The sequence below is a fragment of the Rheinheimera texasensis genome (genome assembly GCF_964031785.1).
Classification (GTDB): domain Bacteria; phylum Pseudomonadota; class Gammaproteobacteria; order Enterobacterales; family Alteromonadaceae; genus Pararheinheimera; species Pararheinheimera texasensis_A.
On sequence record NZ_CAXIRE010000015.1, the window covers coordinates 51343 to 68681 of the forward strand.

Consider the following 17339-nt stretch of genomic DNA (forward strand, 5'->3'; position numbering starts at 1 on the left):
CCAAAGGCTGAGCCAGCCTGCTGCGCACCACAGGCCGGCCAATTTTACCAATTTGCCGCTTTCATCAGATTTTCACTGGAAAAAAACCAGATTTCAGGTATCTTGTGCAGGTTTTCCGACCAGGCCCGGCCCCGCGCCAGCGTCGGGTCAGCCGAAGCAAATTTCAAACCTGAATTGCCATACCAAACTGCATATCTGTGCAGCCAGGTGCTGCTCCCATTGTGGAGTCCCTGTTGAGGAACCGCCCATGCGTTTTTATTTTCCTATTGTGATCATCGATGAAGATTTCCGCTCTGAAAACACCAGCGGATCCGGCATTCGCGAGCTGGCCAGCGCCATCGAAGCGGCCGGCATGGATGTGGTTGGTTATACCAGCTATGGCGATTTAACGTCATTTGCCCAGCAACAAAGCCGCGCCGCCGGTTTTATTCTGTCGATTGACGATGAAGAATTCGGCAGCGGCAGTGCCGAAGAAGCCCAATCTGTGTTGGCGCAGCTGCGTAGTTTTGTTGAACAAATCCGCCACCGTAACCCCGATATTCCAATTTACCTCTATGGCGAGACCCGCACTGCGCGGCATATTCCGAACGACATTTTGCGTGAACTGCATGGTTTTATTCACATGCACGAAGACACGCCGGAATTCGTCGCCCGCCATATTATCCGTGAAGCAAAAAGTTACCTCGACAGCCTGGCGCCACCGTTTTTCCGCGCCCTGACCCATTATGCGCAGGACGGCTCTTATTCCTGGCACTGTCCGGGCCACTCCGGTGGTGTGGCGTTTTTAAAATCGCCGGTTGGCCGGATGTTCCACCAGTTCTTCGGTGAAAACATGCTGCGTGCTGACGTCTGTAATGCCGTCGATGAACTGGGCCAGCTGCTGGACCACACAGGCCCGGTCGCTGCGTCTGAGCGCAACGCGGCGCGGATTTTTAACTGTGACCATTTGTTTTTTGTCACCAACGGCACCTCCACTTCGAACAAAATCGTCTGGAACAGCACAGTCGCGCCGGGTGATATCGTGGTGGTCGACCGTAACTGCCACAAATCGATTCTGCACGCCATTATGATGACCGGCGCAGTGCCGGTGTTCCTGATGCCAACCCGCAACCACTACGGCATCATCGGCCCGATTCCGCGCAGTGAATTTGAACCTGCGACTATTCGCCGTAAAATGGAAGCTAATCCATTTATCCGCGAAATTCTGGCTAAAGATCCAAACGTCAAACCGCGGGTGCTGACCATCACGCAAAGTACCTACGACGGTATTTTGTATAATGTTGAAGAGATTAAAACTCTGCTCGACGGCGAAATTGAAACGCTGCACTTCGACGAAGCCTGGTTGCCGCATGCCGCTTTCCATGATTTCTACGGCGATTACCACGCCATCGGTGAAGGCCGGCCACGTTGTGATACTTCAATGGTATTTGCCACCCAGTCCACGCATAAGCTGCTGGCCGGTATCTCCCAAGCCTCGCAAATCCTGGTGCAGGACGCCAATCAAAACAAACTCGATACGCATCTGTTTAACGAAGCTTATCTGATGCACACCTCGACCAGTCCGCAATACGCCATTATTGCCTCCTGTGACGTGGCGGCCGCCATGATGGAAGCTCCAGGCGGCACAGCGCTGGTGGAAGAATCGTTGGACGAAGCGCTGGAGTTCCGTCGTGCCATGCGCAAAGTCGACCAGGAATACGGCGATGACTGGTGGTTCCGCGTCTGGGGTCCGGATGATTTAACCGACGAAGGCCTGGATGAACGCGCCTCCTGGATGCTGCATGCCGACGAAAACTGGCACGGCTTTGGTGATATCGCCGAGGGCTTTAACCTGCTCGACCCGATTAAAGCCACAATCCTGACGCCGGGCTTAAACGTGGACGGCAACTTCTCCGACAGTGGTATTCCGGCGGCTATTGTTGCCAAGTACCTGGCTGAACACGGTGTGGTCATTGAAAAGACCGGTCTGTATTCGTTTTTTATCATGTTCACCATCGGTATCACCAAAGGCCGCTGGAATACCATGGTCACCGCGCTGCAGCAATTCAAAGACGATTACGACAAAAACGCGCCGCTGTGGCGGGTATTGCCGGAATTTATCCAGAAATTCCCGCAATATGAGCGGATTGGTTTAAAAGATTTGTGTGATCAGATCCATGAGATCTACAAAGCCAATAACATCGCCAAGCTGACCACTGAGATGTATTTATCTGAGATGGTGCCGGCGATGAAACCGGCCGATGCTTTTGCCCGCATGGCGCACAAACGCATTGAACGGGTGCCGCTGGACGAGCTGACCGGTCGCATCACGGCTGTGATGCTGACGCCATATCCACCAGGCATTCCGCTGCTGGTACCGGGTGAAGTCTTTAACGAGACTATCGTCAGCTATCTGAAGTTCGCCCGCGAATTTAACCACAAGTTCCCGGGTTTTGAGACCTACATCCATGGACTCAGCACCATGCAGCAGGACGGCAAACTGGTGTATTACGTCGACTGTGTCAAAGTCTGACCCGAACGCACTACATAAAACAACGCCGGCAACCGCCGGCGTTTTTATAACTGCCGATTTAAGCCTGTTTAATCCGGTCGCCGCCGTCGCGTTTAGCCTGATACATCGCGCTGTCGGCGCGTTGTAATAACTGCCGGCTGTCAGTACCGTGCTCGGGAAACAGCGCCAGACCAATACTCGGGGCAATCAATAACTGCTGATCTGCCAGTAAAAACGGTCGCGCTAAGGCCTGGCGAATTTTTTCGGCGACCAGCAGCGCAGTATCCGCCTGATGCAACTGCTCCAGCAACACCACAAATTCGTCACCGCCAAAGCGGGCCACAGTATCGGTCTGGCGCACCACCTGCAAAATACGCTGCGCCGTTTGTTGCAACAGCAAATCGCCAACGGCATGACCGAAATTGTCATTGACTTGTTTAAAATGGTCTAAATCCAGATACAACAGCGCCAACGGCTGTTGATCGCGGCTGGATCTTTGCAATGCAGACTGTAAACGGTCCAGCAATAAAGTGCGGTTGGCAAGGCCAGTCAGACTGTCATAGAGCGCCTGTTGCTGCAGGCGCAGTAACATCGTCTTGCGTTCTATCGCCGCGCCAAGCTGCACCGCCAGATAATCCAACAACGCCAAATCGTCACGCTGATAACTCAGGCCGACGCCAGGGTGTAATAACAAAACACCTTGCAACACTTCAGCCCCCGGCAATGGCAACGCCAGCCAGCCGCCACTTTGCTCCTGCAGCGCCCATTGCCGCGTACCGCTCTGAACGACCTGGCCGCATAAAGTCTGCTCATCAAGTTCAGGCGCTGCAGCATCTTTACCAGCGACCGGTACAGTGAGGATTTGCCATGATTCCAGCGCAGAACCGCCAACGGCAATCCGCAGGTGCTGCAGCGGTAACAACGGGCTCAATAAGCCGGCGATCTGTTGGTATAAGGCGGGTAAATCTTCGGTTTGATGGGTCGCCTCAGCAATGGCATACAACAGCTTCTGTCGCGCTTGCACCAGTCGGACCGCACTGACATCACGGGCGACGCCAACCCTCACCCGCTCTTGCTCAGAGCGCTTTGCCGACCAGGACAAATACACTGCATGGCCCTGTTTATGCCGGTAGCGGTTTTCGAAATGCACCAGACTGTGCCCCTGCATCACCGCTTTGGCTTTGGCCAGTGTGTCGGCGACATCATCAGGCCAGATATAATCCTGCATGCGCTGACCTATCAGCTCTGCCGGCATATACCCCAGGATTTGTTCCGCACTGGCGCTGACATAGACAAAACGGCCGGTATCGTCGACGACACACAACATATCCAGCAGCAAATCCAGATAATTGCCAAGTAACTGCACATTGCGAAAAGTCATCAAAACTCCGGAGTAAACACAACCATTCCTTTTGCGTCAGCATAACGTAGTAGCCCACCGACTTCACCGCTACGAGGCAGTTTTTCCGGCAGTTTTCCATGAAAAACTGCCGGAATCCCAATCTGTACTAAGGACTGAAATATTTCAGCCATCTAAACTTCTATATTTCTCTTTTCAAGCAGCGGCTTTTCAGGTTTACTGCGGTAAAACGACAGTAGCAGAGGGTTCTATGTTTAAAGTAAATCAGTATTTTGATGGCAAAGTGACGTCCATCGCTTTTGCCGGCGAACAATTGCCAGCGACTGTTGGCGTGATGGCGCCGGGTGAATATGAATTTGGCACCAGTCAGCATGAAGTGCTGACCATTGTCAGCGGTGCGCTGACCGTGTTGTTACCGGGCGAAAGCCAATGGCAAACCTTTCAGCGCGGTCAATCCTTCGCCGTCGCCGCCGGGCAGAAATTCCAGCTTCAAGTCAGCCAAGACACCGCCTATTTATGCACTTATGCCGATTGATACGGCAACAGCGATATTCCCTGAAAATCCCGGCAAAAGCCGGGATTTTGTTTTTCAGCGGTCGAAAAAAACAGGCACAATAGCTTATCTGTTTGCCTGCTTTCTGAAGGACTTGTTATGCGCGGCATGCGCTCTACTGCCAAACAACCTGAACCCAGTCGCCGCCCCGAAGCGGCCAGCCTCAGCGAAACGATTCGTTATATGCGGCCTTATTTCGCCGCTTTTCCATGGCATGTCACAGGCGCCATTCTGGCGTTGATCGCCGCCAAAGCAGCCACGCTGGCGCTGCCTTATGGTCTGAAACTGATTATTGATGCGCTGGACCCGAGCCTCAACAATGCTGCACTGCTGCCGTTCTGGCTGATTTTAGGCTACGGCCTGCTGCGTTTTGGCTCGGTGTTATTTGGCGAAGTACGTGATGCCTTGTTTGGCCGCGTCACCGAACACGCCATGCGCCAGCTTGGGTTACGGGTGTTTCAGCATCTGCATCAGCTGGAACTGAGTTTTCATCTGGACCGGCAGACAGGCGGCATCAGCCGCGATATTGAACGCGGCACCAATGGCCTGTCATTTCTGATGCGGTTTCTGATGTTTAACATAGTGCCGACGGTGCTGGAAATTGTGCTGGTGGCGCTGATTTTCTGGAACCTGTTTTCGGTCTGGTATGCGGTGATCACGGCCGTCGCCGTGGCAATTTATATCCTGTTCACGGTACGGGTCACCGAGTGGCGTAATCAATTTATCCGCGCCGCTAATCAGGCCGATTCCAGCACCAATACCCAGGCGGTCGACAGCCTGCTGAACTACGAAACCGTCAAATACTTTAATAACGAACAACATGAAGCCAGCCGTTATGACCAGTCGCTGGCCGCCTGGGAAAAGGCCCGGCTGCAAAACCGTATGTCGTTGTTTTTCTTAAACTCCGGCCAAGCGCTGATCATCGCTTTAGCCATGACGCTGATGATGCTGCTGGCCGCGCAAGGCGTAGCGGGTAAAGCGCTGACGCTGGGTGATCTGGCGATGGTCAACGCTTATATGCTGCAACTGTTTATGCCATTGAATTTCCTTGGGTTTGTCTACCGGGAAATTCGCCGCGCCTTAACAGACCTTGAGAATATGCTCGGCTTACTAAAACGGGCGCCGGCCATTGCCGATGAGCCTGGCGCGACGGCATTGCAACTGCAGCAGGCCCGGGTTGAATTTCGTCAGGTGGGTTTTGCCTATCAGCCGCAGCGGCCCATTCTGAACGGCCTGAGTTTTAGCATTGAACCCGGCCAGCGCGTGGCGATTGTTGGCAGCTCCGGCGCCGGTAAAAGTACCTTAGCCCGGCTGTTATATCGTTTCTATGACTTACAGACTGGTGAAATCCTGCTGGACGGTCAGGATATCCGCCGCGTCACACTCGATAGTCTGCGTCGCAATATCGCGATAGTGCCGCAAGACACAGTGCTGTTTAATCAAAGCATCCGCGCCAACATCGCTTATGGCCGGCCGGAGGCAACAGATGCCGACATCGATGCCGTAATTGACGCCGCGCATTTGCGCGATTTTATCAATCAGTTGCCAGAGGGCGATGCCACTTTGGTTGGCGAGCGCGGCTTAAAAGTGTCAGGCGGCGAAAAACAACGCATTGCCATCGCACGGGCTTTGCTCAAACGCAGCCCGGTGTTGATTTTTGATGAAGCCACTTCCGCCCTCGACAGTCACAGTGAACAGGCCGTGATGGCTGCGATCCGCGCCGCCGCACGTGAACATACCGCGCTGGTGATTGCCCATCGTTTATCGACGGTCGTCGATTGCGACCGCATTCTGGTGCTGGAACAAGGCCAACTGGTGGAAAGCGGCAGCCATGCTGAATTGCTGGCGCAACAAGGCCGCTATGCCGCGCTGTGGGCGCTGCAGCAACACGAGGAAAGTGTCATCGAAAATTAAGCTGATGACTGGTTATGTAAACTTAAATTAAGGGCGGTAAAGCTCGGTAAAATCAGAAACTTAACTTTAAAAATCTGCTCCTATTGGCGCGTTTCAACCCAGGTTTTCCTGTCAATAGAGAGCAGTTATGTCGACATTCCGTATCCTGGCGCTGGCCATCAGCAGCCTAACTTTGACCGCTTGCGGCGGCAGTTCAGACGATAGTGGTTCTGATACTTACCCGGATTCTTATATCCAGTTTTATAACGGCTCTGCCAACAGCGCCAGCACCACTTTGCAGCTGATAGAAGCCGATGACGATGAAATCAGCATAGGTTCCGCGGTCTTCGCCGACTCCACCAGTCTGGTGACAATGGAAGGCGGCAGTTATGATTTAGAACTGAACTGGACGCCAGCCAGCGGCGAAACCGCCACAGTACGTACTGACAAAGTGACTTTGGCCGATGGCGAAAAAACCTTTTTAGCTATGCTCGGCGATTTTAACAGCCCGGAACTGCTGAGTTTTAAATTCAGCCGCGATGACACCCTGGACGACCAGTTCAAAGTCGCCATGCTGGATTTGGTCAACAACAGCAACAGCTACGACCTTTACATTTCAGAAGACGATCAGGCCTTTTCTGATGCCAAGCTGGTCAATAGCGCCAGCTATAAAGGCCTGACGCAATTCCAGACTTACGCCACCGGCAGCTACATTTTTTACGTCACCAAAGGCGGCGACAAAACAGTGTTGTTTAAATCTGATGCTGTGACCTTAAGTTATGAAACCGAATATCTGCTGGTGTTGCGTAGCGCGACCGGTCCTTCGGCCGGCAATAAACTGGCGATTGATTTAGTCGGTAACACCACCACAGTGACCACGCTGGAAGATATCACCAGCAACGCTCAGTTCCGCATTTATAACTCAATCAATGACACCGGCACCGGCAGTGTATTCCTGGGTGATTTAACCGCGACGCCTGCTATCGCCAAACTGCCGATTGACACTTTAAGTGCCTATACCGAAGTGGTGGCCGGTGATTATCGCGTCAGTCTGACCGATGACAAAGGCGCTTTAGTGATGCGCAACGGCCTGATGACGTTAAGTCAGGGCGCAGTGAAATCTGTGGTGTTTTATCTGGATGCCAACGCCAAAGCCGCCGCTATCACGGTGACAGACTCGAAAACACCACAGGTGTATGACTTTGTATTTAATGCGGTCAATACCATCCCGGACTATGACCAGGTCAGTCTGTATTTTGTTAAACCGGGCTACACCATGGAAAACACGCCCTATTACGTCACGACGCTGAACTATGCCTCGCAAACCAGCGTCACTTTGCCGGCCGGCGAATTTACGATGTATGTCGTGCACAAGGACAATAACAACAACAAAATTTTGCTGGCTCAAACCGAGCTGACCAAGCTTGCCAGCGGCAGCAACTACCTGTTAGTTGCTGAAAAAGAGCAAAACTCTTTAAGCGGATTTAAACTGACGCTGGCGAAATAACAGCAGACAGATCCAACGAAGTTTCAAACGGCACCTGCGGGTGCCGTTTTCGTTACAGCTGCCGGCTTAGTGCTGGCAAACTTCGCCCAAAGCTGTGGCATGCTCAGGTTAATCTTGATTGAGTTTCAACGCCTATCCCAGTAGGCTGGTCGCATTTGTTTCTAAACATTTCAAACAGGTAGATACGACATGATGACGTGGTTATTGCTGGGCCTTGGCCTGATTTTGTTGGTGGCAGGCGCTGACCTGCTGGTCAAAGGGGCCGCCCGGCTCGCCGGTGCTTTTGGTGTGCCGAGCCTGGTGATTGGTTTAACTGTGGTCGCTTTTGGTACCAGCGCGCCGGAACTGGCGGTCAGTGTCAAAGCTGCTTATGCCGGTCAGGCCGAACTGGCGATCGCCAACGTCGTCGGCAGTAACATTTTTAACGTGCTGTTTATTCTAGGGGTCGCCGCGCTGATTATGCCGCTGGTGATTTCAAAACAACTGATCCGTCAGGACGTACCGATTATGGTTGGTGTGTCTTTATTGGTGATGTGGATGGTGCGTGACCTGCAACTGGATAAAATTGAATGCGGCATTTTATTCGCCGGTTTGCTGGCCTACACCTTTTTCCTGTTTAAACAAGGCAAAGCGCAAGGTGTGGAAGGCGGCGACGATGAAGTTGAAGCCATGCTAAAAGAACCACATCCGATGTGGCAAAACCTGTTGTTTGTCGTTGGCGGTCTGGCGTTACTGGTGTTAGGCGCACGCTGGCTGGTCGAAAGTGCCATTGCTCTGGCTACGGCATGGGGCGTCAACGAGGCGGTGATTGGCCTGACGATTGTTGCAGCCGGTACTTCTTTACCTGAAGTGGTGACGTCAATAGTCGCTACCATCCGCGGTGAACGTGATATCGCGGTCGGTAACGTAGTTGGCAGTAACATCTTTAATATTCTGTGTGTACTCGGGCTGTCAGGTCTGGTGTCGCCTATCCCACTGGTGGCCGGCGAGCAAATGTCGCAACTGGATATCCCGGTGATGCTGGCAGTTGCGCTGTTATGTGTTCCATTCTTCTTCGCCGGCGCTATTTTAAACCGCATTGAAGGTGCCTTGTTCCTGGCCGCTTATGTCGCTTACACCTGGTATCTGGTGGCGCTGACGCTGAAACTCGATTATCTGCCACAGCTTACAAATTACATCCTGTACGGCTTAGTGCCGGTGATTGGCGTTTATGTCGTTTTTTCCTTGCTCAACGATTTCCGGCAGCGCCGGCAACAAGCCGCCGGTTAATCCGGATTGATGGACACAAAACGCCGCACTTGTTGCGGCGTTTTTGTTTTGCCGGTCCCCGCGCGCCTGCAAATATCGACTATTCACTGAATTTATCAGCACAAACTAAAATTGGCCTTTTGCCGACCCGCGCTTTCGATATAATATCCGTCTGTATGGCTAAACGTGAAAGAGCAGTCTGATGTCTACCCCAATCACTCAAGATGAAATGAAAAAACGCGCCGCCTGGGCTGCACTGGTATTTGTCCCCCGCCACAGTATTGTGGGTGTTGGCACCGGCTCTACCGTCAATCATTTTATCGACGCCTTAGCCAGTATCAAAACTGAAATCAAAGGCGCAGTCTCCAGCTCCATCGCCAGCACTGAAAAAATGCAGGCGCTGGGCATTCAGGTGTTTGACCTCAATGACATCGACAGCTTCAGCGTCTATGTCGATGGCGCCGATGAAATCAATCCAAGCCGTCATATGATTAAAGGCGGTGGCGCCGCCTTAACCCGCGAGAAAATCGTTGCCGCCGTTGCCGACAAATTCGTCTGTATTGTCGACGCCAGCAAAGAAGTCGCAGTGCTGGGTAAGTTCCCGTTGCCGGTTGAAGTCATCCCGATGGCGCGTAACTATGTGGCGCGTGAACTGCAAAAACTCGGTGGCCGCCCGGTCTGGCGTGAAGCTGTGGTAACCGACAACGGCAATATCATTCTCGACGTGCATGACTTAAAGATCATCGACGCGCTGGCGCTCGAACAACAAATTAATCAAATCACCGGCGTGGTCTGTAACGGCCTGTTTGCCGCCCGCGCTGCAGATGTGGTGCTGGTCGGTGGCCCGGATGGCACCCGCGTGATCAAATAATAAGAAAAAAATAATACAACCAAAGCCCGAGCCAGAATTTTGCAACATTAAGAGAAGTGAAAATGGAAAAGTACTCGTTACCCAAAGACAAGATCAAAATCCTGTTGCTGGAAGGCTTACACCAAAGTGCTGTGCAAACCTTTAAAAATCAGGGTTACAGCAATATTGAATATTTAAAAACCTCATTGGACGAAGCGGAACTGATTGAAAAAATCCGCGACGTACATTTTATCGGCATCCGTTCCCGTACTCAGCTGACAGACGCCGTGCTGGCAGAAGCACAAAAGCTGGCGGCTATTGGTTGTTTCTGTATTGGTACCAACCAGGTGGATTTAGACGCGGCGCTGCGCCGGGCTATTCCGGTGTTTAACGCGCCGTTCTCCAATACCCGCTCGGTCGCAGAACTGGTGCTGGGTGAAATCATCATGTTGTTACGCGGCATTCCGCAGCGTAACGCCGCCGCGCATCGGGGTGAATGGCAAAAAACTGCCAATCAGTCGTTTGAAGCCCGCGGTAAAACGCTGGGGATCATCGGTTATGGCCATATCGGTACGCAGTTATCGATCATGGCGGAAAATATCGGTATGCGTGTGCAGTTTTACGATATTGAAGACAAGCTGGTGTTGGGCAATGCCACACAAGTTGACTTCTCAACCTTGCTGAAAACTTCCGACGTGGTGACTTTACACGTGCCGGAAACGCCACAAACCAAAAACATGATTGGTGAGGCAGAACTCGACCTGATGAAGGCCGGTTCTATCCTGATTAACGCCTCTCGCGGTACTGTGGTCGACATCGACGCCTTAGCCGCAGCTCTTGCCAGCAAAAAACTGGCCGGCGCTGCTATTGACGTGTTCCCGGTGGAACCAACCGGCAACGACGAAGAATTTGTCTCACCACTGCGTGCTTTTGACAACGTGATCCTGACACCGCATATCGGTGGTTCCACTCAGGAAGCGCAAGAAAATATCGGCTATGAAGTCGCCGGTAAACTGGTGAAATACTCTGACAACGGCTCAACCTTGTCTGCAGTGAATTTCCCGGAAGTGTCTCTGCCAGAGCACAAAGGCCGCTCACGATTGCTGCACATCCACAAAAACCAGCCGGGTATGCTGACCAAAATCAACGAAGCTTTTGCCCGTCATGGCATCAACATTTCTGGCCAATATCTGCAAACTAACGCAGAAATTGGTTATGTGGTGATTGATATCGACAGTGACGACCAGGAACTGGCGTTGAATGAACTGAAAGCCATTCCAGGCACGCTCAAAGCGCGGGTGCTGCACTAGTCATTTTGGTATCTGGCATATAGAGCTAAAAAAACCGCCATCGGCGGTTTTTTTATGTTCAACTGACTATGGCTGACTATCGCGCAGCGCCACCAGCGCATCCCAATCCAGACTTAACCCCGAGAGCGCCGCCTGATAATCTTCAGCAGCCGCTTTGGCCTGCGATTTTGGACTGTTCAGGCTCACCATCACCCGCAGCGCCTTGTCGGCAAATACACAAATCCGGCCAATCTGCTTGCTGCCTTTGGAAAGACCTGGCCCCTGCCAGTCCTGGCAATACCAATCGCGTGGCGGAATTTGGCGTTTTCCCAGCTGCTGCGCCGGTAGTTTCAGCACAAAACGCCGGCCGGATTTAACACCAGGCACAGCCAATAAACCATCGATAAATTCATCGCGCATCGTTTCTGCCGGCACGTCGCGCCACTCGTCGTCAACGTGGAAACTTAAGTTCAGCAGCACCTGCTGCGGATTTCTAAAGTTGATACTCAGCAGCGAATCGGTCGCTTGCTGCTTGTAGGCATCCGGCAATAACCAATGATAAGCCTCGTTGGCAGCAACGCCGGCACTTAAGCACAGTCCAACGGCGAGAACAACAGCACGCATCAGAACGAATACACCAGGGTTGCCGACGTTTCAGTGTCGGTTTTCTGGCGGAACTGGCCCGGGTTAGAATCGTATTTGACGGTGAAATTCAGCCGCATCGACAGCCGGCCATTGACCTGCGACGTCAGGCTGGAGCGGCTTTGCCAGCTGGAGTTTTTACCGTCGAGTGACACTGACCATTCCAACGCCTGGCGGAAACTGTTGCTGGCGGTTAAGTGATAATCAAGGTTGGCCGCAACCCACCAGATCATACCGCTGCTGGTATTTTTATCACTGGTTTGCTGGTACGCGATACCTGGGCCGGTTTCCAAATCCAGGTAATCATCACCACTTTGATACGCCCGCATCGCGTAACCGGCGGCCAAAGAGCCCTGCTCTTCAAAAGCACCAAAGCGGTCATTTAAATAAGCCGCCCGGCCGAAGATACTGTGTTCGCTCTGATAGAACTTGTAGTTACTCTGGCCAACCAGATTCACCCGTTGCGCCGTGGTATAACGCGTTTTTTCGCCGGTGGCTTCATCAAACTGACTGTTGCGTTGGATCAGCGTCTGAATGAGGTACTTGTTCCGAAAATCAGTCAGTTCGTGCATCAATTCGGCGTTAGTCCGAATAGCCGTTGATTGAGTATTGCCGCTGCTGAGCACCAGGCCCAGCTCAATATCGCCGCCCCAGACTTTGTCTGGATCTATTGCCTGCACTTTGTCGCCGCCAAGCGCCGCATCAGTCGAAAAGGCATTTTCCTTTAATTGCTGATAAGTCTGGCCAGAGCGCAGTTTTTCCTGTGGCAGTGCTGATTGCCCCATCGGGATCGCCTGCACGTTATTGCCAAATTCCGCCTCGTTGCCTGCAGCGACCGCGGACGAAACATAAATACTCAGCGTCAAAATCATCAAAGATAAAAACTTGTTCACAACATACTCTTTTAAAAACTTGCGGCAGCACGGCTGCCAAAACTCACGATGCCTAAATAACAAAGCCAGTCTTTGACTGGCTTTGTCCGGACCGAACCAGTCAGGTTCAGGCCGCTTCGCCACGCTCGGCGATAAAGGCCAGCGCCAGATCGATGCGCGCCAGACAACGCGCTTTGCCAATCAGCGCTAAGGTCACATCCAGCGACGGCGAATTGCCACCACCGGTGACTGCAACCCGCAGTGGCATGCCGACTTTGCCCATACCAAGGCCCAGGCTTTCTGCAGCACTGTTGATTGCTGCATGCACAGTTTCAGCAGTCCACTCCGTCAACGCGGCTAAATGCGCCTGCACGGCCTTTAACGGCTCTGCGGCAACCGGACGTAAATGCTTTTTCGCCGCGTTTTCTTCAAAAGCGCTAAAATCTTCATAGAAATAACGGCTGACCTCGATCATTTCTTTCAGCGTTTTCACCCGCTCACCTTGCACCGCAATCAACTGTTCCAGGCTTGGGCCATTGCTGATATCCAGCTTCTGGTCTTCGACATGCCATTGCAGGTGCTTGGCGACATGGGCGACCGGTGAAGTGCGGATATAGTGCTGGTTTAACCACAGCAGTTTTTCGGTATTAAAAGCCGAAGGTGCGCGGTTACAGGCAGATAAATCAAACAGTTCCACCAGCTCATCGCGGCTGAAAATCTCCTGGTCGCCATGTGACCAGCCAAGGCGGACCAGATAGTTCAGCAGCGCTTCCGGCAGGAAACCGTAGTCGCGGTATTGCATCACGCCAACAGCGCCATGGCGCTTGGACAGACGTTTGCCATCATCACCCAGAATCATCGGCACGTGCGCGTATTTCGGTAAAGTCGCGCCTAATGCGGCCAGGATATTCATCTGGCGCGGCGTGTTGTTGACATGGTCGTCGCCACGAATGACGTGAGTGACGCCCATTTTCCAGTCGTCGACGACGACGGTCAGGTTATAAGTCGGGGTGCCGTCGCTGCGGGCAATGACTAAATCATCAAGCTCTGCGTTCGCGACTTCGATGCGGCCTTTGATCATATCGTCAATAACAACGACACCATCCAGCGGGTTTTTAAAGCGAATGCAATAAGGTTTGTCAGTCGGATGATCGGTGCGGTCACGCCACATGCCGTTGTATTTCGGTTTTTCACCAGCAGCCATTTGCGCTTCGCGCATCGCGTCTACTTCTTCCGGTGTGCAGAAGCATTTGTATGCTTTGCCTTCGGCCAGCAGCTGCGCCACCACTTCTTTATACAGATCAAAACGTTTGGTCTGATAATACGGGCCGTCATCCCAGTCCAGCTCTAACCAGTTCATGCCGTCCATAATGGCATCGACGGACGCCTGAGTGGAGCGTTCCAGATCGGTATCTTCAATGCGCAGAATGAACTTACCACCGGTTTTTTTGGCATAAAGCCAGCTGTACAACGCAGTACGGGCACCGCCGACATGCAGGTAACCGGTAGGACTTGGGGCAAAACGGGTCACAGTAGACATAAGGCTTCCAGAAGGTCTGTCGAAAAATGGGCGCTATTGTAGCAATGTGGCAGTGTTTTGTCTGCCATTCTGCCGCTCGTTTGGCCGCTTAGTCGCAGCGATATAGCAATGGCGATTTCATCGGCAACTTTTGGACAAGGCGTCAGCAACGCCAACAAAAACGACTACTTTTGCAGCATCCGGCTGTAATATCTAAAAATATTATTGACACAAAAAGCCCGGTCCCTATAATGACCGCCGAACGTTAGGAAGGATGCTTAGCTCAGCTGGGAGAGCATCGCCCTTACAAGGCGAGGGTCACTGGTTCGATCCCAGTAGCATCCACCATAACGTTGTCGTGTGATATTCCCGGGATGGTTAGCTCAGCTGGGAGAGCATCGCCCTTACAAGGCGAGGGTCACTGGTTCGATCCCAGTACCATCCACCATATTTTCTCGTATTGATGTTAAAACCTGTCCAGGCGATACTACGTCTCACCCGCTCCAGTCCCATTCGCCCATAAAAAAGCCCGGCAGCGTGACTAACTACCGGGCAAAAGCACCACATCAAACGGTTATTTCGGGGTAAAACGCACCTCAATATTCTGGTAATACAACGTAGTTTTGCCTTCAAAACCTGAATCTGTGCCAACAAATAACCAGACCGAACCATCTGCAGCCGTAGTGATATCCAGTGTTTTTTCGGCGTTTTTCAACGTTTTGGCTTTGTACACCGAGCCATCACATTTGCCGTCGGCCACTGCAACGTCGCCCTGCACTTTGGCCTGAGTCCCGTCCAGCGATTGCTCACCTTTGGGCACATTTAGCGTGAAACCTTCTTGTTTAGGTTCTTTGTCGGCATAACCGAATTTCAGCCAGACCGCTTCACCTGGTGCACCACCAATCCCCATACACCCGGCACCAGCATTACTGAGGAAAGTCACTTTCAGCTGGGCTTTGTATTTGCTGGATGGTGATAAACCGCTGATTTTCCGCTTTAAAAACATAAAAAGGTCGTCACTGCGGTTATGGCCACTGAGCATGTAACCACTGCCCTGAAAGCCGGTAGGTAAATTGCGGATACCGCTATCGAGCTCATAAATGGCCGCATCATTAGTAGGATAATCACTGAACCCGGCAGTCCAGTTTTGTGCGCCTTGCTGAAAGTTGTAGCTAATCACATCAGCGTTATCGCCGAGTTTAAATTCATTGTCACAACCAGCCAGTGCCAGCAATGAACAAACAGCCACAGGGATAAAACGATTCGGGGACATCAAAGGTTCTCCATAGATTGACGATGACGACCAGACTAAAGAAAGCCATCCCCTGCTGCTGTAACCGACTGTAAACACTCTGTAAAAGCTGCGCCTAAAGCTGTGATTTGTATTGTTGCGATTTCAGCGCCTGCTATAGTAGGCAGATTCAGCAGCTTAATTGCAGTGACAAACAGACGGGCATTGATGGAACAGGCATTTAGCCGGGATATCCGTATCCTGGTGATCGATGAGCAGGCTTTGGCGCAAAACTATCTGAAATTCGCGCTGGAAAAACTGGGCTACAGCAGTGTACAGCTGACTGATCGCGCCAGTACTGCTTTGCAATTATGCCAGCAACAACAATTTGATTTGATTATTTTGTCTTTTAATCTGCAGCAGGGGAAAGATGGTTTTCAGCTGTATGAAGAACTGAAAACCCGCAAACTGCAAAGCCATAACACCGGTTTTATTTTTATCAGCGCCGAAACCGATCCGTCGTTAGTCCATTCGGTGATTGAGTTGCAACCGGACGAGTTTTTAGCCAAACCCTACACCATAGGTGATTTACAGAGCCGCATTGAGCGGGTGCTGAAACGCAAACAGGATTTGCGGCCGCTGCATCAGTATCTCGACACCAACAGACCAGAAAAAGCGCTGCAGGAGCTAGACCTATTGCTGGCAAGCCCACCGTCCACCAAATTGATCCCGACACTGCTGAAGTTTAAAGGTGATTTGTTATTACAATCCGGCCGTTTTCGCGATGCCGCCCAGTTTTATCAGTCAGTACAGGCCGTGCAGCCGTTTGGCTGGGCGCAAATTGGTCTGGTGCGCGCCTTGTTTGCCTGTGAAGATTTTGATGCCGTTGGCATGATGCTGGAGCGGATGTCTGCCAAAACGGATACCAAGCTGGTGGCGCTGGAGTTTCAGTCTGAACTGGAGTTTCGCAATCACAGTTTTGATCAGGCACAAATTCACCTGGAACAGGCAGTGGAGCTGGCGCCGCGGAATTTGTTCCGCCAACAAAAATTACAGCAATTGTCGCGACTCAATCACGACTATGAACGCCAGTACAAATCAGCCCGTGATTTGCTGAAATTTGCCCGCCATTCGATGTATGAACAACCGGATCTGTATTTGAATATGGCGCGCGCCTGCATCGATTTTGCCGTGTCGATGGATGAAGACGGCGAAACCAACAAGCTCAGTAAACAAGCGACTGAAGCGCTGAATCAGCTGCGCAGTAATTTCCCGCAATCGGACACACACGAGCAACAAACCGTGTTGCAGGCCCGTTTGCATTACCTGAAAGACCAAAAAGACAAAGCGCTGAAGATTCTCGAAACGATGGACGAAGTGCCGCTGAATATCACCAGCCTGGAAGATGCATTGGACCGTGCTAAAGCCTTACACGAAGTGGGCCTGACGCAGGCCTCTAAACGCTGGTTTGAGAAAATCGGTGAATTCTGTCAAAGCCAAAACGCCGATCCTTATCTGCAAACGTATCTGCTGCAAGAGCAACAAGAACGCGCTGAACTGACCACAGCGCCACGCGAGCTCAATAACATCGCCGTTATGCATTATCAACATGGTAACTGGCAAGCTGCCCTTGGTGCTTTTGAACACGCCTTCCGTTTGTTACCGCGTAACGCCGGTATCGCGCTGAACTTATTGCAAAGTATGCTGACTGCGCCGACCGGCGCTATGGACCCGGTGAAACGCAGCCGCCTGCAACAAGCTTGTTTACGCGCGATTGAACTGGGCAAACTCAATCCGGAGCAACAGCGCCGTTTTGATCAGCTAAAACAAAAACAGCTGGCAGTCTGAGGCGTTCGCGCCAATGCTGTCGTGCTAAGGTAGCGA

14 protein-coding genes and 2 tRNA genes are annotated in these 17339 nt (G+C 52.1%); 10 read left to right on the forward strand and 6 right to left on the reverse strand.

The genetic code is table 11. The features are described from left to right. Positions 1 to 247 precede the first annotated feature (247 nt). Positions 248 to 2512: an arginine/lysine/ornithine decarboxylase gene (locus ABNT34_RS04770; protein WP_348729300.1), complete on the forward strand. Its 2265-nt coding sequence runs from the start codon at positions 248 to 250 to the stop codon at positions 2510 to 2512. A 58-nt stretch (positions 2513 to 2570) separates the two neighbouring features. Here the strand turns inward: ABNT34_RS04770 and ABNT34_RS04775 are convergent, their stop codons facing one another. Both ABNT34_RS04775 and ABNT34_RS04780 read right to left on the reverse strand, forming a co-directional pair. Then, positions 2571 to 3872 carry a diguanylate cyclase gene (locus ABNT34_RS04775; RefSeq protein ID WP_348729302.1) on the reverse strand — a complete coding sequence of 434 codons (1302 nt, stop codon included), beginning with the start codon at positions 3870 to 3872 and terminating at the stop codon, positions 2571 to 2573. Then, positions 3872 to 4024 carry a hypothetical protein gene (locus ABNT34_RS04780; RefSeq protein ID WP_348729304.1) on the reverse strand — a complete coding sequence of 51 codons (153 nt, stop codon included), beginning with the start codon at positions 4022 to 4024 and terminating at the stop codon, positions 3872 to 3874. The genes ABNT34_RS04775 and ABNT34_RS04780 overlap by 1 nt, the downstream gene beginning before the upstream one ends. Positions 4025 to 4101: 77 nt before the next feature. Here ABNT34_RS04780 and ABNT34_RS04785 point away from each other — a divergent pair, with 77 nt between their 5' ends. The 6 genes from ABNT34_RS04785 (at position 4102) to serA (ending at position 11212) form a co-directional block, all read left to right on the forward strand. Further along, on the forward strand, positions 4102 to 4386 hold the full coding sequence (locus tag ABNT34_RS04785) for a pyrimidine/purine nucleoside phosphorylase (protein WP_348729306.1): 285 nt from the start codon (positions 4102 to 4104) through the stop codon (positions 4384 to 4386). 117 nt (positions 4387 to 4503) lie between these two features. Further along, positions 4504 to 6318 carry an ABC transporter ATP-binding protein/permease gene (locus ABNT34_RS04790; protein ID WP_348729308.1) on the forward strand — a complete coding sequence of 605 codons (1815 nt, stop codon included), beginning with the start codon at positions 4504 to 4506 and terminating at the stop codon, positions 6316 to 6318. Between the two features lie 127 nt (positions 6319 to 6445). After that, entirely contained in the window at positions 6446 to 7804 is a 1359-nt protein-coding gene (locus ABNT34_RS04795; RefSeq protein WP_348729310.1) for a hypothetical protein, read from the forward strand. A 189-nt stretch (positions 7805 to 7993) separates the two neighbouring features. Further along, entirely contained in the window at positions 7994 to 9073 is a 1080-nt protein-coding gene (locus ABNT34_RS04800) for a calcium/sodium antiporter (protein WP_348729312.1), read from the forward strand. A gap of 193 nt (positions 9074 to 9266) precedes the next feature. Continuing rightward, complete coding sequence (rpiA, locus tag ABNT34_RS04805) at positions 9267 to 9923, forward strand: ribose-5-phosphate isomerase RpiA (protein ID WP_348729716.1); 657 nt, start codon at positions 9267 to 9269, stop codon at positions 9921 to 9923. Between the two features lie 62 nt (positions 9924 to 9985). Next, positions 9986 to 11212 carry a phosphoglycerate dehydrogenase gene (serA, locus tag ABNT34_RS04810; protein WP_348729314.1) on the forward strand — a complete coding sequence of 409 codons (1227 nt, stop codon included), beginning with the start codon at positions 9986 to 9988 and terminating at the stop codon, positions 11210 to 11212. Positions 11213 to 11278: 66 nt separating this feature from the next. Here serA and ABNT34_RS04815 read toward each other — a convergent pair whose 3' ends face one another. From ABNT34_RS04815 to gltX, 3 genes are all read right to left on the reverse strand, one after another. After that, positions 11279 to 11815, reverse strand: a complete 537-nt coding sequence (locus ABNT34_RS04815) for a hypothetical protein (protein ID WP_348729316.1) — start codon at positions 11813 to 11815, stop codon at positions 11279 to 11281. Then, entirely contained in the window at positions 11815 to 12726 is a 912-nt protein-coding gene (locus ABNT34_RS04820) for a DUF481 domain-containing protein (RefSeq protein WP_348729317.1), read from the reverse strand. The genes ABNT34_RS04815 and ABNT34_RS04820 overlap by 1 nt, the downstream gene beginning before the upstream one ends. A 106-nt stretch (positions 12727 to 12832) precedes the next feature. Next, positions 12833 to 14245 carry a glutamate--tRNA ligase gene (gltX, locus tag ABNT34_RS04825; RefSeq protein WP_348729319.1) on the reverse strand — a complete coding sequence of 471 codons (1413 nt, stop codon included), beginning with the start codon at positions 14243 to 14245 and terminating at the stop codon, positions 12833 to 12835. A gap of 251 nt (positions 14246 to 14496) precedes the next feature. Between gltX and ABNT34_RS04830 the strand changes: the two genes are divergently transcribed. Then, positions 14497 to 14572 (forward strand) — tRNA-Val (locus ABNT34_RS04830). Positions 14573 to 14596: 24 nt separating this feature from the next. Continuing rightward, positions 14597 to 14672, forward strand: a tRNA-Val gene (locus ABNT34_RS04835). Positions 14673 to 14798: 126 nt separating this feature from the next. Here the strand turns inward: ABNT34_RS04835 and ABNT34_RS04840 are convergent. Then, positions 14799 to 15497 carry a hypothetical protein gene (locus tag ABNT34_RS04840; protein WP_348729321.1) on the reverse strand — a complete coding sequence of 233 codons (699 nt, stop codon included), beginning with the start codon at positions 15495 to 15497 and terminating at the stop codon, positions 14799 to 14801. 186 nt (positions 15498 to 15683) lie between these two features. On the opposite strand from ABNT34_RS04840, the gene ABNT34_RS04845 reads away from it, so the two are divergent. Continuing rightward, positions 15684 to 17303, forward strand: a complete 1620-nt coding sequence (locus ABNT34_RS04845) for a response regulator (protein ID WP_348729323.1) — start codon at positions 15684 to 15686, stop codon at positions 17301 to 17303. Positions 17304 to 17339: the final 36 nt, after the last annotated feature.